This window comes from Pseudomonas sp. VI4.1, assembly GCF_002029345.1.
In the GTDB taxonomy this organism is placed as follows: domain Bacteria; phylum Pseudomonadota; class Gammaproteobacteria; order Pseudomonadales; family Pseudomonadaceae; genus Aquipseudomonas.
This window is the reverse complement of sequence record NZ_MULM01000151.1, coordinates 1-25,472: the sequence shown is the minus strand read 5'-3', so window position 1 is coordinate 25,472 and position 25,472 is coordinate 1. Positions and strand designations below refer to the sequence as shown.

Genomic DNA, 25,472 nt, shown 5'->3' with positions numbered 1-25,472 from the left:
GGGCGGGGCACAGACTCCGCGACAAAGCCTGAGAGGACTACACCGTGAGTCATTTACTGGATCAATTGCGGTTTTTCAATCGCAAGCAAAACGAGTTTTCCGACGGTCATGGCGAGACCCGCAAAGAGTCTCGCGACTGGGAGAACGTCTACCGTTCGCGCTGGCAGTACGACAAGATCGTACGTTCCACCCACGGGGTGAACTGCACCGGCTCCTGCTCGTGGAAAATCTACGTCAAGAACGGCCTGATCACCTGGGAAACCCAGCAGACCGACTACCCGCGTACCCGTAACGACCTGCCGAACCATGAGCCCCGTGGCTGTCCGCGTGGTGCCAGCTACAGCTGGTACATCTACAGCGCCAACCGGCTCAAGTACCCGAAAATCCGCAAGCCGTTGCTCAAGCTCTGGCGCGATGCGCGGCAGACCATGGCTCCGGTCGAAGCCTGGGCCAGCATCGTCGAGGACAAGGCCAAGGCCGACTCCTATAAAAGCAAACGCGGCATGGGTGGCTTCATTCGCTCCAACTGGGAGGAAGTCAACGAGATCATCGCTGCCGCCAACGTCTATACGATCAAGCAATACGGCCCGGACCGGATCGTCGGGTTCTCGCCGATTCCAGCCATGTCGATGGTCAGCTATGCCGCAGGCTCGCGTTACCTGTCGCTGATCGGCGGCGCCTGCCTGAGTTTCTATGACTGGTACTGCGACTTGCCACCGGCCTCGCCCATGGTGTGGGGCGAGCAGACCGACGTGCCGGAATCGGCCGACTGGTACAACTCCAACTACATCATTGCCTGGGGCTCCAACGTCCCGCAGACCCGTACCCCCGACGCGCACTTCTTTACCGAAGTCCGTTACAAGGGCACCAAGACGGTGGCGATCACTCCGGACTACTCGGAAGTCGCCAAGCTCACCGACCTGTGGCTGAACCCTAAGCAAGGTACCGACGCGGCGCTGGCCCAGGCCTTCAACCATGTGATCTTCAAAGAATTCCACCTGGACAAGCCGAGCGCCTATTTCACCGACTACGCCAAGCGTTTCACCGATTTGCCGGTGCTGGTGCTGCTCAAGCAAATGGTCGACAAGGCACCGGGTGCCGGTTACCAGCCGGACCGTTTCCTGCGCGCCAGTGACCTGACCGACAACCTCGGCCAGGAAAACAACCCGGAATGGAAAACCATCGCCCTCGACGTCAGCGGCGAACTGGTGTCCCCTCAGGGTTCCATCGGTTATCGCTGGGGCGAGAAGGGCAAGTGGAACATCCTGCCCCGTGAAGGCGGCGAAGGCCGTGAGATCGATCTGAAGCTGAGCCTGATCGGCGATGACGTCGCCGAAGTGGCGTTCCCGTATTTTGCCGGCGAGTCCCACGAGCACTTCCAGCACGTGGCCGGCGATGCCGTGCAATACCGCCGCGTGCCGGTGCATAACGTGGTGCTGGCGGACGGCAGCGTGGCCAAAGTCGCCACCGTGTTCGACCTGTCGGCCGCCAACCTGGCGATCGATCGCGGCCTCGGCGGCGAAAACGTCGCCAAGGATTACGACGACGCCTCGGTGCCCGGCACCCCGGCGTGGCAGGAACAGATCACCGGCGTCAGCCGCGAAAAAGCTATCCAGATTGCCCGTGAGTTCGCCGACAACGCCGACAAGACCAAGGGCCGCTCGATGATCATCGTCGGCGCGGCGATGAACCACTGGTACCACATGGACATGAACTACCGCGGGCTGATCAACATGCTCATGCTCTGCGGCTGTGTCGGCCAGACCGGTGGCGGTTGGGCGCACTATGTCGGCCAGGAAAAACTCCGTCCGCAATGCGGCTGGCTGCCCCTGGCGTTCGGCCTGGACTGGAACCGTCCGCCTCGCCAAATGAACGGCACCAGCTTCTTCTACGCCCACAGTTCGCAGTGGCGCCACGAGAAAATGAGCATGCACGACGTGCTCTCGCCATTGGCCGACAAATCACAATTTCCCGAGCATGCGCTGGACTACAACATCCGCGCCGAACGTGCTGGCTGGTTGCCCAGCGCACCGCAACTCAACACTAACCCTTTGCACATCTGCCGCGACGCCGCTGCGGCCGGCATGGACCCGAAAGACTACGTGGTCAAGTCGTTGCAGGACGGTTCGCTGCGTTTCTCCTGCGAACAGCCGGACAGCCCGGTCAACTTCCCGCGCAACATGTTCATCTGGCGTTCCAACCTGCTGGGCTCCTCGGGCAAGGGCCACGAGTACATGCTCAAGTACCTGCTGGGCACCAAGAACGGGGTGATGAACGAAGACATCGGCCAGGTCGGCGACTGCAAACCCGAAGAAGCCGAATGGGTGGACGAGGGCGCGATCGGCAAGCTCGACCTGGTCACTACGCTGGACTTCCGCATGTCCTCGACCTGCGTCTATTCCGACATCGTGTTGCCGACCGCAACCTGGTACGAAAAAGACGACATGAACACCTCGGACATGCACCCGTTCATTCACCCGTTGTCGGCCGCCATCGACCCGGCGTGGGAATCGCGTTCCGACTGGGAAATCTACAAAGGCATCGCCAAGGCGTTTTCCAGCATGTCCGAAGGGCACCTGGGCGTTGAAAAGGACCTGGTGACCATCCCGCTGATGCACGACAGCGTCGGCGAACTGGCCCAACCCTTTGGCGGTACCGACTGGAAAAGCGCCGGCGTGGCACCGGTGCCGGGCAAGAACGCACCGAACCTGCACGTGGTGGAGCGTGACTACCCGAACATCTACAAGCAGTTCTCGTCCCTCGGGCCATTGCTGGAGAAACACGGCAACGGCGGCAAAGGCATCAACTGGAACACCGAAGACGAAGTGAAATTCCTCGGTGAACTCAATCACAAGGAAGGCGATGCCGGTATCAGCCAGGGTCGGCCGAAAATCGACACCGCCATTGATGCTGCCGAAGTAATCCTGTCCCTGGCGCCGGAAACCAACGGCCAGGTCGCGGTCAAGGCCTGGGCCGCGCTGTCGGAATTCACCGGCATCGACCACAGCCACCTGGCGCTGTCCAAGGCCCATGAGGCCATCCGTTTCCGCGACATTCAGGCACAGCCGCGCAAGATCATTTCCAGCCCGACCTGGTCGGGCCTCGAAGACGATCACGTCAGCTACAACGCCGGCTACACCAACGTTCACGAAGGGATCCCATGGCGCACCATCACCGGTCGCCAGCAGTTCTACCAGGATCACCCGTGGATGCAGGCGTTCGGCGAGCAACTGATGAGTTATCGGCCGCCGGTCAACACCCGCACCATCGAAGGGGTGAAAGGCAAGCGCAGCAACGGCCACAAGGAAATCGTCCTGAACTGGATCACCCCGCACCAGAAGTGGGGCATCCACAGCACCTACAGCGACAACTTGCTGATGCTGACCCTCAGCCGCGGCGGGCCGATTGTCTGGCTCTCGGAGAACGACGCGAAAAGCGCCGGCATCGAGGACAACGACTGGATCGAGTGCTTCAACATCAACGGCGCACTGACAGCGCGAGCGGTGGTCAGCCAGCGGGTCAAGGACGGCATGGTGATGATGTACCACGCCCAGGAACGGATCGTGAACGTGCCCGGTTCGGAAACCACCAAGACCCGTGGCGGCCACCACAACTCGGTCACCCGCGTTGTGCTCAAACCGACCCACATGATCGGCGGCTATGCGCAGCAAGCCTACGGTTTCAACTATTACGGCACGGTCGGTTGCAACCGCGATGAGTTCGTCGTGGTGCGCAAAATGTCCAAAGTCGACTGGCTCGATGGTTCAAGTGGCGATGACCTGCCGCGTCCACTGCCGACCGATATCGAGGAGAACTGAGATGAAGATTCGCTCACAAATCGGCATGGTTCTGAACCTGGACAAGTGCATCGGTTGCCACACCTGTTCCATCACCTGCAAAAACGTCTGGACCAGCCGCGAAGGCATGGAATACGCCTGGTTCAACAACGTCGAATCGAAACCCGGGATCGGCTACCCGAAAGAATGGGAAAACCAGGACAAGTGGAAGGGCGGCTGGATCCGCAATGCCAACGGCACGATCAACCCGCGCATCGGCGGTAAATTCCGCGTGTTGGCGAACATTTTCGCCAACCCGGACCTGCCGAGCCTCGACGATTACTACGAACCGTTCGACTTCGATTACCAGCACCTGCACACCGCACCACTGGGCGAGCATCAACCTACCGCGCGTCCGCGTTCGCTGATCTCCGGCAAGCGCATGGAAAAAATCGAGTGGGGCCCGAACTGGGAGGAAATCCTCGGCACCGAATTCGCCAAGCGTCGCAAGGACAAGAACTTCGACAAGATCCAGGCGGACATTTACGGCGAGTACGAAAACACCTTCATGATGTATTTGCCGCGCCTGTGCGAGCACTGCCTCAACCCGACGTGCGCCGCGGCCTGCCCGAGCGGGGCGATCTACAAGCGTGAAGAAGACGGCATCGTCCTGATCGACCAGGAAAAATGCCGTGGCTGGCGGATGTGCATCAGCGGCTGCCCGTACAAGAAGATCTATTTCAACTGGAAGAGCGGCAAGTCCGAGAAATGCATCTTCTGCTACCCGCGTATCGAAGCCGGGATGCCGACCGTTTGCGCGGAAACCTGTGTCGGGCGTATCCGCTACCTCGGTGTGCTGCTGTATGACGCCGACCGCATCAGCGAAGTGGCGAGCACCGCCAATGAGCAGGACCTGTACGAGAAACAACTGGAGATCTTCCTCGATCCGAATGACCCGGCGGTGATTCGTCAGGCTCTGGAAGACGGCGTGCCACAATCAGTGATCGATTCCGCGCAGCGTTCGCCGGTCTACAAAATGGCCGTGGACTGGAAGCTCGCACTGCCGCTGCACCCGGAATACCGCACTTTGCCGATGGTCTGGTACGTACCGCCGCTGTCGCCGATCCAGAACGCTGCCACTGCCGGCACCGTCGGTATGAACGGGGTGATCCCGGACGTCGACAGCCTGCGCATTCCCTTGAAGTACCTGGCCAACCTGCTGACCGCTGGCGATGAAAAACCGGTCAAGCGTGCACTGAAACGCTTGCTGGCGATGCGCGCCTACAAACGTTCCGAGCAAGTCGACGGCGTGCAGGACCTGCAGGTGCTGGCGGATGTCGGCCTGAGCGTGGCCCAGGTCGAGGAGATGTATCGCTACCTGGCAATCGCCAACTACGAAGACCGCTTTGTTGTACCGAGTGCCCACCGTGAAGACGCCATGAGCGATGCCTTCGCCGAGCGTTCCGGTTGCGGCTTCAGCTTCGGTAGCGGCTGTAGTGGTAGCTCCGACACCAACATGTTCGGCGCTAAGAAGGCGAACCGCCGCGACATCCTGAAAACCGTGCAGTTGTGGGAGGAATGAGCATGCAAATTCTCAAAGTGATTTCGCTGCTGCTCGATTACCCGACCGAGACGCTGATTGGCGGTCGCGACGAACTGGAGCAGGCCATCATCCAGTCCAGGGAAATCAGCCCGAAACAGCGCGGCGCCTTGTTCGAATTGCTCGAGCTGATCTGCGGCAATGACCTGATGGACGGACAGGAGCACTACGGTGCCCTGTTCGGTCGGGGGCGCTCGTTGTCGCTGCTGTTGTTCGAGCATGTGCACGGTGAGTCCCGCGACCGTGGCCAGGCGATGGTCGACATGATGGCGCAATACGAAGAAGCCGGTTTTGCCATCGGCGTCAAGGAGCTGCCCGATTACATCCCGCTGTACCTGGAATTCCTCTCCACCCGCGAAGACATCGAGGCCCGCGAGGGCCTGGCGGATGTTTCGCACTTGCTGGCCTTGCTCGCCGCACGTCTGGAAGAGCGTGAAAGCGCCTACGCCAGTTGCTTCCGAGCGCTGCTGCAAATTGCCGGGGCCGAACCGCATCAGGCGGTCGCCGACTTGCGGGCGCAGGTCGCGGCGGAACCGCGCGACGACTCCCTCGAAGCCCTCGACAAGATCTGGGAAGAGGAGGCCGTGGACTTCCTCCAGGCCGAACAGCAGGACCGTTGCAGTTCACTGCCGAGCGCTCCGGGCAAGGCCCGTGAGGAAAGCGCGGTGCCGTTGCACTGGGTGGATTTTCAGCATGAAGGGCTGGCCGCCGCGCCAGCCAAGGAGGTAGGCAATGTCTAAATGGAACCTGTTGTTGTTCGGGGTCTATCCCTATGTCGCCCTGGCGATTTGCCTGATTGGCAGCTGGGCGCGCTTCGATCTGTCGCAGTACACCTGGAAGGCCGGCTCGAGCCAGATGCTCAACCAACGCGGCATGCGCGTGGCGAGCAACTTCTTCCACATCGGTGTGTTGTTCGTGCTGGCGGGGCATTTCGTCGGCCTGCTGACCCCGGCGTCGATCTATCACCATGTGATCAGCACTGAGAACAAGCAGTTGCTGGCGATGGTCTCCGGCGGCTTTTTCGGGCTGTTGTGCCTGATCGGCCTGCTGATGCTGGTCAACCGGCGGCTCAGCGACCCTCGGGTCCGTGCCACCTCCAGCCCTTCGGACATCCTGATTCTGCTGGTGCTGCTGGCGCAGTTGCTGCTCGGTCTGCTGACCATCGTCGCATCTACCGGGCACATGGACGGCTCGGTGATGGTGATGCTCGCCGATTGGGCGCAGAACACCGTGCTGTTGCGTCCGGTGGAAGCAGCGGCAGCCATTGCGCCGGTCGGGCTGATCTACAAGTTGCATGTGTTTCTCGGTTTGACCCTGTTCGTGCTGTTCCCCTTCACCCGCCTCGTACACATGATCAGCGCACCGATCTGGTACCTGGGGCGTCGTTATCAAATCGTTCGTCAGAAGTATTGAGGAGAGAATCATGTCAGGTGGATGTGGATGTGGTGGCGGTAACGGGGGCAGCGGTGGCTGCGGTTCTTCCAAAAAAGCCGAGGACGTCCTCGACATCGCGCCGGTGGCGCAGGCACAGTTTGAAGCGCTGCCGGTTGAACCCGCAGGGGCCGATGACGCCCCGGCGCAGTTGATCGCCAGCAGTGAACAGGAGTGGCCGATCATCAGCGTCAACGAGGTGTCGATCACCCCCGAGGCGATGGCCCAGGAGCTGCAGTATCACCCGGCCGAAAGCCGCGAGGAGGCGGTCTATCTGGCTGCCAGGGCGCTGGTGATCCGCGAGTTGTTGCAGCAGCGCATCACCGAGCTCGGCGTGTCGCTGGAGATCGGCGCCGGTGAGAACGAAGAAGAGGCGGCCACGCGCTTGCTGCTCGAACGTGAGGTGAAAGTGCCGCAGTGCGACGAGGAGTCGAGTCTGCGTTACTACGAAAACAATCGCGGACGCTTCCTCAAGCGCGCCGTTGCTGGCACTGCGGCACATCCTGCTCGAGTGCGCGCCGGACGATGCCGAGGCGCGCTCCCTGGCGCAGGTCCAGGCGCAAATCCTGCTGGAGCGCCTGGCAGAGTTGCCCGGCAGTTTTGCCGAGCTGGCCGTGAAATATTCGGCCTGCCCGTCGAAGGCCCAAGGCGGTTCCCTGGGCCAGATCAGCAAGGGCCAGACCGTGCCCGAACTGGAGCGCCAGCTGTTTACCCTGGCCCCGGGTCTGGCCGGCAAACCGCTGGAAAGTCGCTATGGCTGGCATGTGATCAGTGTCGATCAGCGCATCGAAGGCAAGCCGTTGCCTTATGAAGTGGTGTCGACTGCGATTCGCACGCAGCTGCAGCAAGGCGTCTGGCAAAAAGCCCTGGTGCAGTACCTGCAAACCCTGATCGGTGCGGCGGACATTCGTGGCATCCACTTGCAGGGCGCCGACTCACCGCTGGTGCAGTGAAATCGGGCCAATCGGGAGATGTGATGAACGCTGTGATGCAGGATGGTTTTGGGCGCCAGATCGATTATCTGCGGATGTCGGTGACGGACCGGTGTGATTTTCGCTGTGTGTATTGCATGGCGAAAAACATGACCTTCCTGCCGCGTCAGCAGGTGCTCACCCTGGAGGAATTGCAGCGCCTGGCGACGCTGTTCGTCGGCCTGGGCGTTCGCAAGATCCGCCTCACCGGCGGTGAGCCGCTGATTCGCCCGGGCATTGTCGGATTGTGCCGCAACATCGCCGCCTTGCCCGGTTTGCGCGAACTGGTGATGACCAGCAACGGCTCGCAACTGGGGCGGCTGGCCGGGCCATTGGTGGAGGCCGGGGTCAAACGGATGAACATCAGCCTCGATAGCCTGGACGGGCAGAAGTTTCGGGCGATCACCCGCAACGGCGATCTCGAACCAGCGTGCTGGGCGGCATCGAAGCGGCGCGCGGCGCGGGGTTCGAGCGCGTCAAACTCAACTGCGTGGTGATGAAGGGGCGCAATTTCGATGAGGTCCCGGCGTTGGTGCAATACGCCATCGACCAGCGCATCGACATCAGCTTTATCGAGGAAATGCCCCTGGGCGACGTCGGGCGCTCCCGGGGCGAGTCGTTTTGTTCCAGCGATGAAGTGCGCACGCTGATCGCCGGGCGGCATCGCTTGCTCGACAGCACCGAAAACAGCGGTGGGCCGGCGCGTTATGTGCGCCTGGAGCGCCACCCCGAGACCCGCATCGGCTTCATTTCACCCAACAGCCACAACTTCTGTGGCAGCTGCAATCGGGTGCGGATGACTGTGGAGGGGAAGTTGTTGCTGTGCCTGGGGCAGGAGGATGCCCTGGATTTACGCGGATTGCTGCGGCGTTATCCGCTGGATGACCAGCCGGTGATCGATGCAATCCACAAAGCCTTGCGCGGCAAGCCCCTGCGCCATGATTTCAGCCCGGAGGGGGAGGTGCAGATCGTGCGGTTCATGAATATGAGTGGCGGGTAAGCCCGACCTCGGTTTTGTGTAGGAGCAAGCTTGCTCGCGATGGACTTGAATCTGGATGCGTTTCGTCAGGTCAACACGCGTAATCGTTAACGACCATCGCGAGCAAGCTTGCTCCTACAGGGGTGGCTGGCATTTCGGTCATTTCCCAGTTTTTTTTTGTTCCCATATTCTTGATGTTGATCAATTGCAGATCAGCCCTTAGTCCGTAGTCTCCACTGCATGTTGTGTTTATTTAAGTTTAAACATCTATATGTAGTGTCTGGAGCCCCGAATGCAGAGCACGCTGATCGCAACAGGATTCAACCGCTTGCACAAACGCGATGGCAGTCTGGTCGCCTTCGATGCGGACAAGATCCGCCAGGCGTTGATCGCCGCCGGCAAGGCGACCGGGGAATACACCGAGGATGAAGTCGACGGCTTGCTGCAGGCGGTACTGGCCCGGCTGGAAGGGTTATCCCGGCTGCACGTCGAGCAGGTCCAGGATCGCGTCGAGCGCGTCTTGATGGACGCCGGGTTTTTCTTCGCCATGCGCGCCTACATCGTCTACCGCGAACAACACGGGCGCTTGCGCCGCGACCGCCGGACCCTGGTCGAAGTAGCGACCTCGATGAACGAATACCTGGACCGCGACGACTGGCGAGTCCAGGCCAACGCCAATCAAGGCTATTCCCTGGGCGGCCTGGTACTTAACGTATCGGGCAAGGTCACCGCCAACTACTGGCTGGACGAGGTGTACAGCGAGGCCACCGGCCAGGCCCACCGCGAGGCGGACCTGCATGTGCACGACCTCGACATGCTCGCCGGTTACTGCGCTGGCTGGTCGCTGCGCGTGCTGCTGCACGAGGGCCTCAACGGCGTGCCGGGGCGGGTCGAAGCCGGTCCGCCCAAGCACTTGAGCAGTGCCCTGGGGCAGATGGTGAATTTCCTCGGCACCCTGCAAAACGAATGGGCCGGCGCCCAGGCGTTCAGCTCGTTCGATACCTATCTGGCACCCTATGTACGCAAGGACCAGTTGAGTTTTGAGGAGGTGCGCCAGGCGATCCAGGAGTTCATCTACAACCTCAACGTGCCTTCGCGCTGGGGCACCCAGACGCCGTTCACCAACCTGACCTTTGACTGGGTCTGTCCGCAGGATTTGCGTGAGCAGATCCCCGTCATCGGCGGCGAGGAAATGCCGTTTGCCTATGGCGAGCTGCAAGTGGAAATGGACCTGCTCAACCGCGCCTACATCGAGGTGATGCAGGCCGGCGACGCAAAAGGGCGGGTGTTCACCTTTCCGATCCCGACCTACAACATCACCCATGACTTTCCCTGGGACAGTGAAAACGCCGACCGGCTGTTCGAGATGACCGCCCGTTACGGCCTGCCGTACTTCCAGAACTTCCTCAATTCGGACCTGCAGCCCAATCAGGTGCGCTCGATGTGCTGCCGCTTGCAGCTGGATGTCCGTGAGCTGCTCAAGCGGGGCGGCGGCCTGTTCGGCTCGGCGGAACAGACCGGATCGCTCGGTGTGGTAACGATCAACTGTGCGCGCCTGGGTCATGTGTTCAAGGGCAATGTCAGTGGTTTGTTGCAGCGCCTGGACACCCTGATGGAACTGGCGATGGAGAGCCTGGAGGTCAAGCGCAAAGTGATCCAGCACCACATGGATGCCGGTCTGTACCCCTACACCAAGCGTTACCTGGGGACCCTGCGCAACCATTTCTCCACCATCGGTCTCAACGGAATGCATGAAATGCTGCGCAATTTCACCGGTGACGAGGAGGGCATGCACACCGAGTACGGCCGCCAGTTTGCCCTGAACATGCTGGACCATGTGCGGGCCACCTTGCTGCGTTTCCAGGAGGAAACCGGGCATATGTACAACCTCGAAGCGACTCCCGCGGAAGGCACCACCTATCGCTTCGCCAAGGAGGACATCAAGCGCTACCCCGACATCCTCCAGGCCGGCAGCACCCAGGCGCCGTACTACACCAACTCGTCGCAACTGCCGGTGGGCTACACCGACGACCCCTTCGAAGCCCTGGAGCTGCAGGACGAACTGCAATGCAAATACACCGGCGGCACGGTCCTGCACCTGTACATGGCCGAGCGGATTTCCTCTACCGAAGCCTGCAAGCAACTGGTGCGCAAGGCCCTTGGCCGCTTCCGCCTGCCGTACCTGACCGTGACCCCGACGTTCTCCATCTGCCCGGTGCACGGCTACCTGGATGGCGAACACGAGTTCTGCCCCAAATGCGACGAGGTCCTGCTGCTCAAAGAACAGCAGACCGGCTCCCTTCACTGATGCCAAGCACCCCCCCGTAGGAGCCGGCTTGCCGGCGAAGGCGTCTTCATGAGCGCTGCAAGACTCGAGGCCGCTTTCGCTGGCAAGCCAGCTCCTACAGGGTTTGGTATCGGCACCGTTCATTGAAGCCGATCACGCTCCTCTGTAGGAGCCGGCTTGCCGGCGAAGGCGTCTTCATGGGCGCTGCAAGACTCGAGGCCGCTTTCGCTGGCAAGCCAGCTCCTACAGGGGACCTCCGTACCGTTCGTTCATTTCAATCCACTCAACCGCAAGGAGCTTCACCATGACTGCATCGCAACCACTGCCCCAGGCTCAACGTCAACGCTGCGAAGTCTGGACCCGGGTGATGGGCTACCACCGTCCCGTGTCGGCGTTCAATCCAGGCAAACAGTCAGAGCACCGCGAGCGGGTGCACTTCACTGAAAGCGCGGCACTGGCCGGGCGCCAATGAGTCGAATGCTGCGGGTCGGGGGCATGGTGCCCCTGACCACTATCGACTACCCGGGACAGCTCGCGTGCGTGCTGTTCTGCCAGGGGTGCGCCTGGCGCTGTCGCTACTGTCATAACCCGCAGTTGATCCCGCCCCGTGGCACCGAGGAGGTGGACTGGCGGCGGGTGCTGGCGTTTCTGCAACGGCGCCAGGACCTGCTCGATGCCGTAGTGTTCAGCGGCGGAGAACCGACCCTGCAGGATGCCTTGCCCAACGCCATGGATGAAGTGCGGACGCTGGGCTTTCGCATCGGTTTGCACAGCGCAGGGATCAAGCCCGCGGCCTTTTCAAGGGCCTGGCCAGGGCCGATTGGGTCGGTTTCGATGTCAAGGCGTTGCCCGAGGACTGCCAGGCCATCACCCGGGTCGAGGGCAGCGGCACCGCCAACTGGCGCAGCCTCGAGCATCTGCTGGCCAGTGGGGTCGCTTATGAATGTCGCACCACTGTCCACTGGCATTTGTTCGAGCCGGCGCGTCTATTGATCCTGGCGCAGCGTTTGAGCCAGCTCGGGGTCAAGCGCTTCGCCGTGCAACTGGTGCGTACCGAGCGGATGTTCGATCCGCTGTTGTCGAGCGTTTCGGCGCAAGCCTTGTTGCCTGAGCTTTGGGCCGGAGATGCGCGAGCTGTTCCCGCCTTTGTGTTGCGAGGTTGATCCAGGTTGCAACATCCGTACATCACGCGGATCAAGGCGCATAACGCTTGCGAAATCGCTCGGCACGATCGACGCTGTCATTCATCTGCGCCGCCGCATGAATCGTCAGCGGATGCTGGGTGAAGCCGGGGCGGGGGGAAATGTAGGCCGCCATTTCCCGGGCGATAGCCAACTGCTGAGCCGACCCCTGGGTCAGCAAGGCAATGACCAGGTTTTCCAGGGCGATCACCCGGACACGCAGATGTACCAGCTCGGCATTGGTCAAATCCGGTGGCGTGGTAAAGGCCTCTGCTTTGAGTGATTGTTCCGCGCCTATATCTTCCCAGGTCGACAATTGGACCGGGGATTGTTCGGTCGAGGGAGGGGTTTTATCAGGCATCAGCAGCATCTCCAGGTCAATTCATGTGGCTGTCGAAAGTCTAGCCTCAAGACTGCCATCAGGTACGCGCGCTCAATGTCGGCGCTTGATCCCTATCAAGGTCACCGTTGCGCGAACGATGTACGTTGGCGGTACACCCTGGATATAAACCGAGGGATCGACATGGCCAAGCCTTTTCCCATCAACCCCAAGCACCCCGAGCGCATTTGCTGGGGCTGCGACCGGTATTGCCCAGCCAGTTCCTTAGCCTGTGGCAATGGCTCCGACCGGACGATGCATCCTGCCGAAATGATCGGGGACGACTGGTATCTGCACGGGGACTGGGGTATAGACCCGTTGGTTGCCGTGGTACAAATAGCCGAAGATCCCGAACCGCAGGGCTGAACGGGCGCTCGAAAAACAGCCAATCCACCCGGCAGAATTTTTTTTGAAATCAAGGGGTTGCCAGCCTCGGGAAATCAGTACATAATTCACGCCATCGAAAGCACTGACCGCTAAAAAAGCTCAATGTTTTCAAGGAGTTAGATCGAGATCTTGCTCCAAGTTTGTACGCGTTTGGTGTTGTGCTACATGACATCAGATGTTTGAGGCCGAGTAGCAAAATGGTTATGCAGTGGATTGCAAATCCACCTACGCCGGTTCGATTCCGACCTCGGCCTCCACTTTAAACAAGCTCCGTAGATCTATGATTTACGGAGCTTTTTTATTTGCATTGTCCGGCAAGATTTAGTCTTGAAATGGGCATTTGCGAACTTGCTTCACCGGGATGGGATGTATATATTTCCACCTCTGCTACACAAGCGTCAGAATGGCCAGCTTGTTTAATTGGCACTGTTCAGACCGCTTCACCGCGCTACCGCCCGAATGGCGAAACTGGTAGACGCATGGGACTTAAAATCCCCCGCTCGTAAGGGCGTGCCGGTTCGATTCCGGCTTCGGGCACCATACATATCAAGGGCTTGCGTGAGGTTTCTCATGCAGGCCCTTCGTGTTTTTGTTGCGCAATTCTTGATGTGTTCCGCAATTCACATCGTTGACAAGACTTTTCCCCTTCCTTTCCGATGTACCTGGTCAAACATGACGACGATCATGCCCCACTCGGTCTAGAAGCTGCTGAACAAGCAAGCAGGATTCACTTGGACGGAACTGGTCACGTTACTGGGTGTGCTTGGATACCGCCAGATCGAGCTGGAGTGAAATGCCAACGGTCATTTACAGGCGATGGCGACGGCCTTTTCGGCGCGCTTGAGTTGCTGTTTGACGTCGGCGGGGATTCGCTGCTCTTTGAGCCGTTGCTCGAGAAACAGCTGATCGACCCCGGGAGTTTACCTCGGCATCGGACGCGGCAACCTGCGCTTGAACCGTGGCAGCGTGCGCCGCGATGACCGCCTCGACTTCTTGTTCATTCCTGGCCGTATCGAGCGCGAGAACCAGCTTGCCGACTTCGGCCTTCTCGGCCTCGGCGTAGCCATCGACCGAGAGCCCCGCGGCCAGTGCGCGTGCCTGGATTTCCAACACTTTCACTCGCTGTCGGGCAATCTTGCACTGCTCATCCCGTTGCGGATTCTCGCTGGCTTCCCAAGTGCTCAACCCATAAGTCACGGCACCAATAATCGCCAAGGTGGCGGCGGCGCCCAATAATTTGCCTTTCACAACGCGCAACCTCTTTTTTGATCGCCAGGCCAGGAGCGTCACCAGACCCAATCGACACAGGATCTTGGGTTCTGGTCTGTGACAGGACGAGTATCGATACCGGTGTTTTACAAATTTATGGTCGACCTCCGCCAGGCGTCGGATCAGGCTTGCGGCGATCGCTCCCTGCAGGATTGCCGACATCCAGCAGCCTTCTCTCCACCAGCACGTTTTGCAAGGCCTGCCGGGCATCAGGATCCAGTTGATGCTCTCGCTCCTTGAGTTCGAGCAGGATCGGGCTGGACCAGCCACGATAGGTTTTTTCGGCGGCACGGATGGATGACATCTATCTCTCCCTGATTGGACGCAGTTATAAAAAACGACGCTGGATGCGCTAGGAATCCTAGTTGAGGAAATTCATTGTTGCCAACAAATTGACACGACAACGCCGCCCCTTGCTGGCAGCGACGCTATAGCACTAATAATCAAATAATATAGTGCGTAGTTTTGATTTTTCTAACCTTAAGCGCTGTGGTGCCCAACCAGGCGGGTCAGTTAAGTTCAGTATGCGTCAGTCACTATTTCTGTTTCCAGGTGCCACCGCCGGTTTCGCAATCGACCTTCGATTGCCCGAGATTTTCAGCCCCGTAGTAATAGGTAATGATTTGGGCATCTTTCGGGATGTTCAGTGCCTTGCTGTTCTTGTCCTTGCTGACGGACTGAGGGTTGGCCAGGGATTCGGGCGTCACGGTGCCCAGGCATGTGGCCTGGTAAAGGTCGTCGCACTGTTCGACTTTTTTCTTGGTGCTGGTCAGCATCTCCTTGCTCTCGTTGCTGCAGGACCAGTCGGTGGCGTCCACCGGCATGCCTTTGTACTCATAGCAGGTGTGGGTCTCGATGACGGGCACGGAAGGGCTCTGGGATCGGGTCAGGACATCGCACCCCTGGGCCATCGTCAGGGTAGGGCTCAGGCAGGCAAGCAGAAGCACAAGTCTACTGTTCATCGGGATTTCCTCTCCAGTAACGCCCCGCCTGCAAGGTCAGGGCATATACCTTTGGAAACATAACGAACAGCCTTGTTCCATCCGATTTTCTACTGAGTGCTGTGCAAGAGGCGGCCGGGCCGAATCAACGCAACCCGGCCGCCTGATGGCTTGGCTAAACGAATGGTTGGCCGGTAAAACCCCGAGGCAAGCGTTGCCGTCCGGCCATGGCGGTGAGCCGCTCGGTCCAGGCCGCGCGCCAGTCGTTGGCAGTGCGGGTGACTCTGGTTGTACGGGAGGCGCGGCGTGCAGCGTTGCGCTGGTCTTTGCGGGCTTGCTTGAAGGCGTCGGTGTTGCGACAGCTTCTGCATTTCACGCGGTTCAGTTCGCGGGTCGAGGTGAGATTGGAGCCTTTATGACCGCAGGCCAGATGCCCGCCGATCTTGAAGTGGGTGACCATCAGACGTCTCCTTGGTGACGTGTGATCGTTTGACCTTGCGCAGGTGATAATGTTCGTCGGCCGGGTCACGGGCAAAAAAAAGGCTCGCATGCGGGCGGGCCAAGGGATGCTTCAAAAGGAGTGAGGCCACTGTAGGGGGTGAATTGTGAAAGCAATGTGAAAGGAAACTTCAGGTAAAAAAATCCCGACGCCAGGTCGGGTTGACGGGTGTAGTGGCAAGCACTCAGGCAAGGACGCACCCGGTAACTGATCGTTGCCGTTCATGCGTCCTGAATCAGGCCGTGCTCTCGAATCCGTTGACCAGATCCAATCATCTGAACCGCGGCAGGGGCGGGTCGACAGGTTTGAGCGAAGACAGCGTGTTGCGGATCAGTGGCGTGTCCTTCTCGATGTCATTCAGTCGATCACGAATTCTGAGTGCAGTCGGGTGCCCTCCTTGATGGTCGACCCAGTCGGCGATTTCCTTGCACGCCGCAGCCAAGCGAGCCTGGCGCGAGTCAAGCAGGGTGAGCAGGGTGGTGATGGACTCTTTTTCGGACATGGCAAACACCTCCGTTGAAGAAACCTTGTCAGTGGTAGCAAAAAGCCCGCTGGGAGCGAGCTTTCGACCGATGGGGTCGCTGATCCTTCAGCATTTTTCAGTATAGACCCGGACTACAGCCTTGTCGGGCGGTCATCTGCGACCTGGCGCCCAACTGCGTCATTGCAGTGTCCAGAACAAGCATAGAAGCCATTTGCGATCATGCAAAAAATCAACGGGCAGTTCGTCGGTTGAATCGGCGGTGTGCCGCCAGTCAGGGATTGTCCGCGGCGGCGATCATCTTCTCGAGAAAAGTCGCCAGTCCGACTTCCTCGGCCCTGAGTCCTTTGCGTGTTCTGGGGCGCGGCAACTCGGCCAGGGCCCCCAGGAGAAATCCGTCGAGCACTGCCGGGTGGATGTAGCACTTGCGGCAGACCGCCGGGGTGTTGCCCAGTTGCCGGGCGACGTTCTTGACCATCTCCACCACATGGCGCTTGGCGTCCGACTCCGGCTCCCATTGCAATTGACGCAATACCGACAACGCCAGGACGCTGCCAGCCCAGGTGCGGTAATCCTTGGCGGTGAAGTCGGCGCCGGTCAGGGTTTGCAGGTAGGCGTTGACGTCGGAGGAGCTGATGTTATGCCGCTCGCCGTTTTCATCCAGATACTGAAACAGGTTTTGCCCGGGGATTTCCTGGCAGCGCTTGATGATCCGCGCCAGGCGCCGGTCTTTCACGGTGATCTGATGTTCAACGCCGCTTTTGCCGCGGAACTGGAACAGGATCGCACTGCCATTGATCTCGACGTGACGGCTGCGCAGGGTGGTCAGGCCGTATGAGCGGTTATCCCGCGCGTACTGCGTATTGCCGACCCGGATCAGTGTCGCATCGAGCAAGGTGATGACCGTGGCCATGACTTTGTCCCGACTGAAACCCGGTGCCGCCAACAGCGTTTCCAGCTGTCGGCGCAGTTTGGGCAAGGCGCGTGCGAAGTCCCGCAGGCGCGAGTACTTATCGGCATCGCGCACTTCCCGCCAGCGTGCGTGATAACGGTATTGCTTGCGACCCCGGGCATCGCGTCCGGTGGCTTGCAGGTGGCCGCGCGGGTCGGCGCAGATCCACACGGCGGTGTAGGCCGGGGGCACGGCGAGGGCGTTGATGCGCTTGATTTCGTCCGGGTCGGTGATGCGCTGGCCCGCGGGATCGAAGTAGCAGAACTTGCCGCGCAGTGTCCTGCGGGTGATGCCGGGCAGGGTGTCATCGACGTAATGCAAATCAGGCGGCAGCAAGTCGGGCGGTACGGTATCGGACATGGCGGTAGTCCTTGCAACGAATCAGGGGCCGTTATTGCCATTGACCGCAGGCCGTTGCAGTGGTGCCGGCAAAGTTATTCCAGCCAGGCCATGCCAGCCAGATTATGCCAGCACGGCGACCGCCTTGATCTGGGCCCAGAGTTGCTGGCCGGGCTGCACGCGCAACTGGTCCCGGGAGTAGCGGGTGATTCGCGCCAGCAGCGGCGTGCCGGCGGCGTCCAGGCGGATCAGCACGTGAGCGGCATTGTCGGCGCCCATCTCACTGATCACGGTGACCGGCAGGCGATTGAGGATGCTGCTGTGCTCGACGTTGTGCAGGCTCAGGCTGACATCCCGGGCCTGAACCTTGCAGCGCAGTGCCTGGCCCGCGTCCATCGGCGTGTGCGCCACGCGAATGTTCAGGGCGGTGCCTGGCAGCTGCAGAGTCAGCAGTTGATACTCGGGGTCATAGGTACTGACATGCCCCTCGATCACCACGCCCGCGTCATCGCCCAATGCCAGGGGCAGATCGAGCCGGGCCAGGGTTTCGCCGATCGGCCCGCTGGCCAGCGCCTTGCCATCGCTGAGCAGGACGATGTGGTCGGCCAGCCGTGCGACTTCGTCCTGGGAGTGACTGACGTACAGCACCGGGATGTCCAGTTCATCGTGCAGCCGTTGCAGGTAGGGCAGGATTTCGCTTTTGCGTTGGCTGTCCAGCGCCGCCAGCGGTTCGTCCATCAGCAGCAGTTTCGGGCTGGTGAGGAGGGCGCGGGCGATGCCGACCCGTTGCCGTTCACCGCCGGAAAGGTGCTGCGGATGGCGGTCCAGCAGATGGCCGATCCCGAGCAGTTCGGTGGCGTGAGTCATATCGACCCGGCGTTGCTGTTTCGGGATGCGCTTCAAGCCGAATTCCAGGTTGGCCAGCACCGACAGATGGGGAAACAGGCTGGCCTCCTGAAACACATAACCCAGTGCGCGTTTGTGCGGCGGGACGAAAATCTGCTGGTCGCTGTCCTGCCAGACCTCATCGTTGACCTGGACAAAGCCCTGTTCGGCCCGTTCCAGGCCGGCAATGCAGCGCAGGCAAGTGGTCTTGCCCGAGCCGGAGTGACCGTACAGCGCGGTGACGCCACGACCGGGCAATTGCAAGTCCACATTCAGGGCGAATCCCGAATATTTCAGTTTCAAGCGCATATGAATCATCGATCAGCTCCAGCCCGCTTTGGTTTTGCGGCTGGAGTAGAGCGCCAGCAACACGGCAAACGAGAACACCAGCATCGCCCCGGCCAGCCAATGGGCCTGGGCGTATTCCATGGCCTCGACGTGGTCGTAGATCTGTACCGAGACCACCCGGGTCTTGTCGGGAATGTTGCCGCCGATCATCAACACCACGCCGAACTCGCCGACGGTGTGGGCGAAACCGAGGATGGCCGCGGTGATGAAACCCGGCCGGGCCAGGGGCAGGATCACGCTGAAAAAAGTGTCCCAGGGATTGGCGCGCAAGGTCGCGGCCACTTCCAGGGGGCGGGTGCCGATGGCGGAAAAAGCGTTTTGCAGCGGCTGGACCACGAATGGCATCGAGTACAGCACCGAGCCGATCACCAGCCCCGCAAAACTGAAGGTAAGGGTGCCGAGCCCCAGGGATTGGGTGAACTGGCCGACAAACCCGTGGGGGCCGAGGGCAAGCAACAAATAAAAGCCAATGACCGTAGGCGGCAGCACCAGGGGCAGGGCGACGATCGCCCCGACCGGACCGCGCAGCCAGGATTGGGTGCGCGACAGCCATAACGCAATCGGCGTGCCGATGATCAGCAGGATGACCGTGGTCAGCGACGCCAGTTTCAGGGTCAGCCAGATGGCGGAAAAGTCGGCACTCGATAGGGTCATTTAGAGTTGGTAACCGTAGGACTTGATGACGGCGGCGGCTTTCGGACCCTTGAGGTAGTCAACCAGTGCCTTGGCGGCCGGGTTGTCCTTGCCTTTGTTGAGGATCACCGCATCCTGTTTGATCGGGTCGTGCATCTCGCCCGGAACGATCCAGGCCGAACCGCCGGTGACTTTGCCGTCTTTATAGATCTGCGACAAGGCCACGAAGCCCAGTTCGGCGTTGCCGGTGGAGACGAACTGATAGGCCTGGGTGATGTTCTGGCCTTCGACGATCTTGGCTTTGACCTTGTCGGTCAGGCCCAGCTTGGCCAGCACCTGGGTCGCGGCCAGGCCATAAGGCGCGGTTTTTGGGTTGGCGATGGACAGATGCTGATACCGGGTGTCGCTGAGCACTTTGCCTTTGGCGTCGACGTAGCCTTCCTTGGCTGACCACAGCGCCAGGGTGCCGATGGCGTAGGTGAAGCGCGAGCCCTTGACGGTGTCGCCTTCGGTTTCAAGTTTTTGCGGGGTGGTGTCGTCGGCGGAGAGGAACACTTCGAACGGTGCGCCGTTCTTGATCTGGGTGTAGAACTGGCCGGTTGCACCAAAGGAGGTGACCAGTTTGTGCCCGGTGTCTTTCTCGAAACCAGCCGCGATGGCCTGGATCGGCGCGGTGAAGTTGGCCGCGACGGCGACCTGGACTTCCTCCGCCTGGGCAGAACCCAAGGCAAACACAGCGATCAGGCTTGCAAGGCAGGTGGGGGCAAAACGTGAGGCACGAATGGTCATGAAACGGCTCCGTTATAGGCAAGTACAGAGGGATGAAACGCTATATAGCTGAATATATAGCGAAACGCCTGCAAACGGAACGCTGTAGATATGGCTGCGTAGGAGCTGGCTTGCCAGCGAAGGCGACCTTGAGTCTTGCAGCGCCAATGAAAACGCCTTCGCCAGCAAGCCGGCTCCTACAGGGTATGGCGTTTTCCACAATTCAACCGTACACCGGTGATCCCCGTAGGAGCTGGCTTGCCAGCGAAGGCGGCCTCATAAACGCTGCAAGTTTTGAACCCGGTTAATCAATCTAGCCAACCCTTCATCCGCCAGTTTGCGGGTCAGCTGCGCCGTGCTCATTTCAACCCCCAGGGTAAACGCTTGCCCGGCCCACAGGTTGCTGAAGTCCGCTTCCCCCTTGGCCCGCAACGGCATCAGCGCCCCCCCAGCCAGCGGGAAGGCCGGTGCTTTATCGCTCATCGGACCGAGTTCGCGCATGACCCGGTTGAGAATGCCCCGTGCCGGGCGACCGGTAAAAATGTTGGTCACGGCGGTCTCGCTGGCCCTGGCCGTGCGCAGGGCCTTGTGGTGAGAGGCGCTGACCTTGGCCTCTGGCGTGAACAGATACGCGGTGCCCACTTGCACCGCCGATGCCCCGAGCAAAAATGCCGCCGCGACGCCTCGCGCATCGGTTATGCCACCCGCGGCGATGACCGGCACTTTCACGGCGTCGACGATCTGCGGCACCAGGGCGAAGAGGCCGATCTGGCTGCTCAGATCGTCGCTGAGGAACATCCCGCGGTGACCACCCGCTTCATAACCCATGGCGATGATCGCATCACAACCCTGCTGCTCAAGCCAAATGGCTTCTTCGACGGTGGTGGCCGAAGACAGGACTTTGGCCCCGGTCGCTTTCACCCGATCCAGCAAGGATTTTTCCGGCAGGCCGAAGTGAAAACTCACGACTTCGGGACGTAGCGCTTCGATCACTTCGCAGGCCGCGTTATCGAACGGCGCGCGGTTGGACACTGGTGTCGGCGCGTCAAAGTCGACGCCCAGTTCGCGGTAATAAGGCGCTAGCAGATGTTTCCAGTCCCGGGCGCGTTGCTCATCGACCGCCGGAGATTGATGACAGAAGAAATTGACGTTGATCGGTCGCTGGCTGTGCTGACGAATCGTCTGCAGTTCTTCGCGCAACTGCTCGACGCTCAGCATGGCGGCGGGCATCGAGCCCAGTCCGCCGGCGTTGCTCGCCGCGATCACCATGGCCGAGGTCGTGGCGCCGGCCATGGGCGCCTGGATGATCGGCAGTTCGATTCCGAGCAGATCAAGAATGCGGGTATCTGGCCATTGGCTCATTGCACAATTCTCCAACGTGAATACAGGACAGGAACGACAAAACCGCTGTGTGTAAAAGGGGGGTGTAGAAGCTGTCGAGCGAAGCGAGGCTGCGATCTTTTGATCTTGATCTTTGCTCTAGAACCTTTGATCTTATGATCTACAGCCCCTCCCGCTCCAGCAACTGCCGCTTGCGCTCCACCCCCCATCGATACCCCGACAAATTACCATCGCTGCGCACCACGCGGTGGCACGGAATCGCCACCGCCAGGCTGTTCGCGCCACAGGCCTGCGCTACGGCGCGCACGGCTTTCGGTGCGCCGATGAGCTGGGCGATCTCGGCGTAGCTGGCGGTGCTGCCGACCGGAATCTCCCGCAGCGCTTGCCAGACCCGCTCCTGAAACGCCGTACCGCGAACATCCAGCGGCAAGTCCAGGCCGATGGCCGGGGCTTCGATAAAACCGACGACCTTGGCAATCAGCTGCTCGAACTCGTGATCGGCACCGATCAGGTTGGCCCGCCGAAACTTGTCCTGCAGGTCACAGACCAGTTGGTGCGGATCATCGCCGAGCAGGATCGCGCACACCCCGCGGGTACTTTGCGCCACCAGAATCGCGCCCAGGGAACACTGGCCGACGGCAAAACGAATGTCGGTGTTCTGGCCGGCTGCGCGGTAATCGCCGGGTTTCATGCCCAGCAACTGATCCGCCGCCTCGTAAAATCGACTGTTGGAGTTGAAGCCGGCGTCATACAGCGCGTCGGTCACCGAACCACCATCGGTCAAGCGCTCGCGGACCTTGCGGGAACGATGGGCCGTGGCATAACCCTTGGGTGTCAGCCCGGTCACGGTCTTGAACACCCGATGGAAGTGAAAACTGCTCAGGCCCGCAGCCAGCGCCAGTTCACCCAGCGCGGGCAGGTGTTCGGCGGTTTCGATCTGGCGGCAAGCGGCGGCCACGGTCAGGGCATGTCGTGCGGCGACTCGCTCTGGTCCTTGACCGCCCGTTTGCTCGGACGATAACCCGCCGCCTCGGCTTGGGCGGCGGTGTCGAAGAATTCGACATTCTGCGGTTTCGGCAAGCGCGCCAGGCTGCTGGGGCGACAGTAGATACCGGTGGTTTTCACGGCATAGACAAACTGCCCGTCGGCGCGAGGATCACGCGCGACGACAGCGGCCCAGCGCGGGTCTAGCTCGGTGGCGATAATTGGCGAGTGACTGGTCATGGCGTCATATCCGTTGGTCCGTTCAACCCAGATTAACCAGGCGCCGGGGCGCTGCACTCCGGGTCTTGCGGTCGAATTCGAGGGCGTCATCCGGCGGTGCGGAAGGTGAAATTGATGCGTTGCTCCCCCAGGCGCGAATGCTGGCCGGCCTTGATCGGCAACACCCCGTGATAACGCAGGCGATCGACGCCGCCCCAGACCACGATATCGCCATGCAACAACGGTATTCGCTGGCTTTTGTCACTGCGCTCGAAGCCGCCGAACAGGAACATCGCCGGCAACCCCAGCGACACCGAGACAATCGGCGCCGCGAGGCAGGCTTCGTCCTTGTCCTGGTGCAACGACATCTTCGCGCCGGGGACATAACGGTTGACCAGGCAGGCATCGGGCACGAAACCGGCAAACCCTGCTTCACGCGCCGCCGCCTGGGCCAGTTCGAAAAACACCGCGGGCATCGCTGGCCAGGGTTGTCCGGTTTGCGGGTCATGGCGGGTGTAGCGGTAGCCGCTGCGGTCGGTGGTCCAGCCCCAGGTGCCGCAACTGCTCATGGCCGCCGACATGGTGAAGCCGCCCGGCGTGACCATCTGGCGCAACGGCGCCGCGGCCAGCACTGTGTCCAGCGCGGGCAGCAACCGGTCCAGCCAGGGCAGGGCAAAGCCCCTCAGGACGAAAGACTGTTCGCCAATCTGTTCGCGCCGGGGCTGCTGCTCGGGTTCGGCATCGGTAAACAGGTCGAAAGTGATCGGGGACATGGGCTCATGAGGCATCGTGAAAAATGATTCCAAGGGTATGCCGTTTTCCGCTGTGCAGGCGACTTACGCCGTGGCGCAGGGTCACGCGGTAATCGCCGCGAATGCCTTTGACCGGTCGTTGATTGACCGCAAAGATCACGCCGTCGCCTTTCTTCAGGCCGATGACCTGTGGCCGTGACTGCATTCGTGGCCGCTGTTCGGTCAGCACGAACTCGCCGCCGGTGAAATCTTCGTCCGGCGCTGACAGCAGAATCGCCACTTGCAGCGGGAACACCTGTTCACCGTACAAATCCTGATGCAAGCAGTTGTAATCCTGCGGCCCATATTGCAGCAACAACGGGGTCGGGCGCTCCTGACCGGCGGCATGGCAGCGTTCGAGAAAAGCTTCGTGCGTCTCGGGGAAACGGGTCGGCAGGGCCATGCGTTCGTACCAGCGATTGGCGATCGGCACCAGGCGAGGGTAGAGCGCACTGCGCAAGCGAGCGACGACATCGGGCAAAGGATATCTGAAGTATTTGTACTCGCCACGGCCAAAACCGTGACGAGCCATGATCACTTGCGAGCGGAACGGTGCTGACCGGGGGTACAGGGCGCGGACTGCATCGCACGTCTGGCCACTCAAGAGCGATCGGATGATCGCGCAGCCATCCTGATCCAGTTGCTGCTCCAGGGCTGGCCAGTCCAGTCCTTCGAGAAGTGGCTCGCTCATCGCCGTGCCTCGCGATCGGCAATGTCGCTGATAGGGCGAATCGAGGAAGTGGACATGTTCTGACGCCTTGACCTGGGTTGAGGTCGCCAGTCTAGGGAGCGCTGCCGGCGCGAACACTCCGGCGCTTGCGGTCGAATTCCTCGCTGCGGATTGAGTTACAGCGCTTTGCTGACGCTGATTTCACTGATGACATCGTCACCCTGGCCATGAATGGCGTCCAGCGCGACTTTGGCTTCTGCTTCGGTGCCGTTTTCAAGCTGGGCAAATTCGAAGCGGCGCTCGCCGTTGAGTTTGTATTTGATGACGTACTTGGTCGTTTGAGCCACGGTCATACCTGCTGGTCTGTGGGTGGTCGCGTCACTCAGCTCAGTTTCGAGCTGGAGCGGCGGATGATCTTGATCGAATGGGTCAGGGTCGGTTTGCGGGTCACGCTGATCGGCCGGCGGTTGACCGTGTCGATGGTGATGTTCCAGAAGCCGGTGCTCGGTGCAGTGATACGCGCCGGGAAGGTGTCGAACGCACCGCCGTGGTAAGTGTGACGACCGCCATTCTTGAAGCTGCGGAAATTGGCGTCGTTCATCAAGCGGATGTTGCAGGTTTGCGAGCACTGAATGACGACGATGTCGTCTTCGTTGAGGTGCTCGCGCTGGTGGATAAATTTCATGGGCGCCTCCAGAAGGGCTTTTTCTACAAAATCAAAACGATAGCATGGGCGATTGGCGCAGTTTATCAGCCCGAACAGGTTATTATCCGGTCGTCGAGGCGTGCTTTGGCAATTAAAAACAGTTATTCGCGATTCCATGCGCGATAAACGCAACGAGCCTCGGAGAAAAACCGCGTTTATGCGGTCGGAGGCTCTTTATCGGAGATTTAACATGAAATGGGGTATATGGATCCTGCCGTTGGTAGTGGCGATGAGTGGTTGTGCGAGTGTCTCGGATATCAGTCAGACGCTGCCTACCATGAGTGTGATTTCAGGCAAGAAACCCCATGAGTATGCGCAGTGCCTGAGCGAAAAACTGGCCGACAGCCGTGGCGCCCTGCAGGTCGAACCGCAGAAGGATGGTGTGCGGGTGATCGTGCCGCAGAAGCTATCCTCGGGCCCTGCGGCGGTATTCGACATCGAAGAGCGCTCCAGCGGCAGTAGCATCAAGTTGCACGAACGCATTTCCAATGTGCCATTGCGCCCCCAGGATGTACGCGATGCCGCCACCGCGTGCATTTCCGGCTGATGGACTCAAGAACGCCACGTTTATGTAGGAGCGAGCTTGCTCGCGATGGGCTCACGAGCGCGGCCGTTTAACCAGTAAACACGCGTTATCGTTAACGACCATCGCGAG

General features: G+C 60.4%; 23 protein-coding genes, 2 tRNA genes and 4 pseudogenes. 13 read left to right on the top strand and 16 right to left on the bottom strand.

Annotation, left to right across the window (positions count from 1 at the left end):
- Positions 1-44 precede the first annotated feature (44 nt).
- From BZ163_RS14840 to BZ163_RS14800, 9 genes and pseudogenes are all read left to right on the top strand, one after another.
- Complete coding sequence (locus BZ163_RS14840; protein ID WP_128871531.1) at positions 45-3,818, top strand: nitrate reductase subunit alpha; 3,774 nt, start codon at positions 45-47, stop codon at positions 3,816-3,818.
- A 1-nt stretch (position 3,819) separates the two neighbouring features.
- Positions 3,820-5,358: a nitrate reductase subunit beta gene (gene narH, locus BZ163_RS14835; RefSeq protein WP_123366640.1), complete on the top strand. Its 1,539-nt coding sequence runs from the start codon at positions 3,820-3,822 to the stop codon at positions 5,356-5,358.
- A 2-nt stretch (positions 5,359-5,360) separates the two neighbouring features.
- Positions 5,361-6,116: a nitrate reductase molybdenum cofactor assembly chaperone gene (gene narJ, locus BZ163_RS14830; protein ID WP_128871530.1), complete on the top strand. Its 756-nt coding sequence runs from the start codon at positions 5,361-5,363 to the stop codon at positions 6,114-6,116.
- Entirely contained in the window at positions 6,109-6,789 is a 681-nt protein-coding gene (gene narI / locus BZ163_RS14825; RefSeq protein WP_128871529.1) for a respiratory nitrate reductase subunit gamma, read from the top strand. Before narJ ends, narI begins: the two co-directional genes overlap by 8 nt.
- 10 nt (positions 6,790-6,799) lie before the next feature.
- A pseudogene (locus BZ163_RS14820) lies at positions 6,800-7,760 on the top strand (peptidylprolyl isomerase).
- A gap of 23 nt (positions 7,761-7,783) precedes the next feature.
- Positions 7,784-8,778: pseudogene (gene moaA, locus BZ163_RS14815) on the top strand (GTP 3',8-cyclase MoaA).
- A gap of 271 nt (positions 8,779-9,049) precedes the next feature.
- Positions 9,050-11,065, top strand: coding sequence for a ribonucleoside triphosphate reductase (locus BZ163_RS14810; protein ID WP_128871528.1), 2,016 nt, complete (start codon positions 9,050-9,052; stop codon positions 11,063-11,065).
- A gap of 283 nt (positions 11,066-11,348) precedes the next feature.
- Positions 11,349-11,516, top strand: coding sequence for an anaerobic ribonucleoside-triphosphate reductase (gene nrdD, locus BZ163_RS14805; protein ID WP_128871527.1), 168 nt, complete (start codon positions 11,349-11,351; stop codon positions 11,514-11,516).
- Positions 11,513-12,207 (top strand): annotated as a pseudogene (locus tag BZ163_RS14800) (anaerobic ribonucleoside-triphosphate reductase activating protein). Before nrdD ends, BZ163_RS14800 begins: the two are co-directional and overlap by 4 nt.
- Positions 12,208-12,238: 31 nt before the next feature.
- Here BZ163_RS14800 and BZ163_RS14795 read toward each other — a convergent pair.
- Complete coding sequence (locus BZ163_RS14795) at positions 12,239-12,586, bottom strand: hypothetical protein (RefSeq protein ID WP_128871526.1); 348 nt, start codon at positions 12,584-12,586, stop codon at positions 12,239-12,241.
- A 162-nt stretch (positions 12,587-12,748) separates the two neighbouring features.
- Between BZ163_RS14795 and BZ163_RS14790 the strand changes: the two genes are divergently transcribed.
- The 3 genes from BZ163_RS14790 (at position 12,749) to BZ163_RS14780 (ending at position 13,531) form a co-directional block, all read left to right on the top strand.
- Positions 12,749-12,970 carry a DUF3079 domain-containing protein gene (locus BZ163_RS14790; RefSeq protein ID WP_128871525.1) on the top strand — a complete coding sequence of 74 codons (222 nt, stop codon included), beginning with the start codon at positions 12,749-12,751 and terminating at the stop codon, positions 12,968-12,970.
- A 204-nt stretch (positions 12,971-13,174) separates the two neighbouring features.
- Positions 13,175-13,248 (top strand) — tRNA-Cys (locus BZ163_RS14785).
- A 196-nt stretch (positions 13,249-13,444) separates the two neighbouring features.
- Positions 13,445-13,531, top strand: a tRNA-Leu gene (locus tag BZ163_RS14780).
- Between the two features lie 267 nt (positions 13,532-13,798).
- Here the strand turns inward: BZ163_RS14780 and BZ163_RS14775 are convergent.
- From BZ163_RS14775 to BZ163_RS14705, 15 genes and pseudogenes are all read right to left on the bottom strand, one after another.
- Positions 13,799-14,239 carry a hypothetical protein gene (locus BZ163_RS14775; protein WP_371916805.1) on the bottom strand — a complete coding sequence of 147 codons (441 nt, stop codon included), beginning with the start codon at positions 14,237-14,239 and terminating at the stop codon, positions 13,799-13,801.
- 115 nt (positions 14,240-14,354) lie between these two features.
- A complete protein-coding gene (locus tag BZ163_RS14770) occupies positions 14,355-14,564 on the bottom strand; it encodes a hypothetical protein (protein ID WP_128871524.1) in 210 nt (69 codons plus the stop codon).
- A gap of 232 nt (positions 14,565-14,796) precedes the next feature.
- The gene (locus BZ163_RS14765; RefSeq protein WP_128871523.1) at positions 14,797-15,222 is read right to left on the bottom strand and encodes a hypothetical protein; all 426 of its coding nucleotides are present in this window, start codon (positions 15,220-15,222) and stop codon (positions 14,797-14,799) included.
- A gap of 154 nt (positions 15,223-15,376) precedes the next feature.
- Positions 15,377-15,661, bottom strand: coding sequence for a hypothetical protein (locus tag BZ163_RS14760; protein WP_128871522.1), 285 nt, complete (start codon positions 15,659-15,661; stop codon positions 15,377-15,379).
- Positions 15,662-15,971: 310 nt separating this feature from the next.
- The gene (locus tag BZ163_RS14755) at positions 15,972-16,202 is read right to left on the bottom strand and encodes a hypothetical protein (RefSeq protein ID WP_007946177.1); all 231 of its coding nucleotides are present in this window, start codon (positions 16,200-16,202) and stop codon (positions 15,972-15,974) included.
- Between the two features lie 253 nt (positions 16,203-16,455).
- Positions 16,456-17,493, bottom strand: coding sequence for a DNA topoisomerase IB (locus tag BZ163_RS14750; protein WP_128871521.1), 1,038 nt, complete (start codon positions 17,491-17,493; stop codon positions 16,456-16,458).
- 102 nt (positions 17,494-17,595) lie between these two features.
- Entirely contained in the window at positions 17,596-18,675 is a 1,080-nt protein-coding gene (gene modC / locus BZ163_RS14745; protein WP_128871520.1) for a molybdenum ABC transporter ATP-binding protein, read from the bottom strand.
- A 3-nt stretch (positions 18,676-18,678) separates the two neighbouring features.
- Positions 18,679-19,359, bottom strand: a complete 681-nt coding sequence (modB, locus tag BZ163_RS14740) for a molybdate ABC transporter permease subunit (protein ID WP_128871519.1) — start codon at positions 19,357-19,359, stop codon at positions 18,679-18,681.
- Positions 19,360-20,127 carry a molybdate ABC transporter substrate-binding protein gene (gene modA / locus BZ163_RS14735; RefSeq protein WP_128871518.1) on the bottom strand — a complete coding sequence of 256 codons (768 nt, stop codon included), beginning with the start codon at positions 20,125-20,127 and terminating at the stop codon, positions 19,360-19,362. It lies immediately after the preceding gene.
- A gap of 255 nt (positions 20,128-20,382) precedes the next feature.
- On the bottom strand, positions 20,383-21,468 hold the full coding sequence (locus tag BZ163_RS14725) for a nitronate monooxygenase family protein (protein WP_128871517.1): 1,086 nt from the start codon (positions 21,466-21,468) through the stop codon (positions 20,383-20,385).
- A 139-nt stretch (positions 21,469-21,607) separates the two neighbouring features.
- A pseudogene (gene ada / locus BZ163_RS14720) lies at positions 21,608-22,671 on the bottom strand (bifunctional DNA-binding transcriptional regulator/O6-methylguanine-DNA methyltransferase Ada).
- Between the two features lie 86 nt (positions 22,672-22,757).
- Positions 22,758-23,438 carry a DNA oxidative demethylase AlkB gene (gene alkB / locus BZ163_RS14715; protein ID WP_128871516.1) on the bottom strand — a complete coding sequence of 227 codons (681 nt, stop codon included), beginning with the start codon at positions 23,436-23,438 and terminating at the stop codon, positions 22,758-22,760.
- Positions 23,428-24,132: a 2OG-Fe(II) oxygenase gene (locus tag BZ163_RS14710; protein WP_128871515.1), complete on the bottom strand. Its 705-nt coding sequence runs from the start codon at positions 24,130-24,132 to the stop codon at positions 23,428-23,430. The genes alkB and BZ163_RS14710 overlap by 11 nt, the downstream gene beginning before the upstream one ends.
- Before the next feature lie 155 nt (positions 24,133-24,287).
- Positions 24,288-24,464 (bottom strand): hypothetical protein, encoded by a 177-nt coding sequence (locus BZ163_RS34845; protein WP_168187367.1) that lies wholly within the window; start codon positions 24,462-24,464, stop codon positions 24,288-24,290.
- A 29-nt stretch (positions 24,465-24,493) separates the two neighbouring features.
- The gene (locus BZ163_RS14705) at positions 24,494-24,796 is read right to left on the bottom strand and encodes a DUF1883 domain-containing protein (protein WP_008065357.1); all 303 of its coding nucleotides are present in this window, start codon (positions 24,794-24,796) and stop codon (positions 24,494-24,496) included.
- Between the two features lie 211 nt (positions 24,797-25,007).
- On the opposite strand from BZ163_RS14705, the gene BZ163_RS14700 reads away from it, so the two are divergent.
- Positions 25,008-25,364 (top strand): hypothetical protein, encoded by a 357-nt coding sequence (locus BZ163_RS14700; protein WP_128871514.1) that lies wholly within the window; start codon positions 25,008-25,010, stop codon positions 25,362-25,364.
- Positions 25,365-25,472: the final 108 nt, after the last annotated feature.

Excerpts from the sequence above, each read along its gene's own strand:
- narH (WP_123366640.1), top strand. The coding sequence starts at position 3,820 with ATGAAGATTCGCTCACAAATCGGCATGGTTCTGAACCTGGACAAGTGC.
- narJ (WP_128871530.1), top strand. The coding sequence starts at position 5,361 with ATGCAAATTCTCAAAGTGATTTCGCTGCTGCTCGATTACCCGACCGAG.
- narI (WP_128871529.1), top strand. The coding sequence starts at position 6,109 with ATGTCTAAATGGAACCTGTTGTTGTTCGGGGTCTATCCCTATGTCGCC.
- BZ163_RS14810 (WP_128871528.1), top strand. The coding sequence starts at position 9,050 with ATGCAGAGCACGCTGATCGCAACAGGATTCAACCGCTTGCACAAACGC.
- nrdD (WP_128871527.1), top strand. The coding sequence starts at position 11,349 with ATGACTGCATCGCAACCACTGCCCCAGGCTCAACGTCAACGCTGCGAA.
- BZ163_RS14795 (WP_128871526.1), bottom strand. The coding sequence starts at position 12,586 with ATGCCTGATAAAACCCCTCCCTCGACCGAACAATCCCCGGTCCAATTG.
- BZ163_RS14790 (WP_128871525.1), top strand. The coding sequence starts at position 12,749 with ATGGCCAAGCCTTTTCCCATCAACCCCAAGCACCCCGAGCGCATTTGC.
- BZ163_RS14770 (WP_128871524.1), bottom strand. The coding sequence starts at position 14,564 with ATGTCATCCATCCGTGCCGCCGAAAAAACCTATCGTGGCTGGTCCAGC.
- BZ163_RS14765 (WP_128871523.1), bottom strand. The coding sequence starts at position 15,222 with ATGAACAGTAGACTTGTGCTTCTGCTTGCCTGCCTGAGCCCTACCCTG.
- BZ163_RS14760 (WP_128871522.1), bottom strand. The coding sequence starts at position 15,661 with ATGGTCACCCACTTCAAGATCGGCGGGCATCTGGCCTGCGGTCATAAA.
- BZ163_RS14755 (WP_007946177.1), bottom strand. The coding sequence starts at position 16,202 with ATGTCCGAAAAAGAGTCCATCACCACCCTGCTCACCCTGCTTGACTCG.
- BZ163_RS14750 (WP_128871521.1), bottom strand. The coding sequence starts at position 17,493 with ATGTCCGATACCGTACCGCCCGACTTGCTGCCGCCTGATTTGCATTAC.
- modC (WP_128871520.1), bottom strand. The coding sequence starts at position 18,675 with ATGATTCATATGCGCTTGAAACTGAAATATTCGGGATTCGCCCTGAAT.
- modB (WP_128871519.1), bottom strand. The coding sequence starts at position 19,359 with ATGACCCTATCGAGTGCCGACTTTTCCGCCATCTGGCTGACCCTGAAA.
- modA (WP_128871518.1), bottom strand. The coding sequence starts at position 20,127 with ATGACCATTCGTGCCTCACGTTTTGCCCCCACCTGCCTTGCAAGCCTG.
- BZ163_RS14725 (WP_128871517.1), bottom strand. The coding sequence starts at position 21,468 with ATGAGCCAATGGCCAGATACCCGCATTCTTGATCTGCTCGGAATCGAA.
- alkB (WP_128871516.1), bottom strand. The coding sequence starts at position 23,438 with ATGCCTCATGAGCCCATGTCCCCGATCACTTTCGACCTGTTTACCGAT.
- BZ163_RS14710 (WP_128871515.1), bottom strand. The coding sequence starts at position 24,132 with ATGAGCGAGCCACTTCTCGAAGGACTGGACTGGCCAGCCCTGGAGCAG.
- BZ163_RS34845 (WP_168187367.1), bottom strand. The coding sequence starts at position 24,464 with ATGACCGTGGCTCAAACGACCAAGTACGTCATCAAATACAAACTCAAC.
- BZ163_RS14705 (WP_008065357.1), bottom strand. The coding sequence starts at position 24,796 with ATGAAATTTATCCACCAGCGCGAGCACCTCAACGAAGACGACATCGTC.
- BZ163_RS14700 (WP_128871514.1), top strand. The coding sequence starts at position 25,008 with ATGAAATGGGGTATATGGATCCTGCCGTTGGTAGTGGCGATGAGTGGT.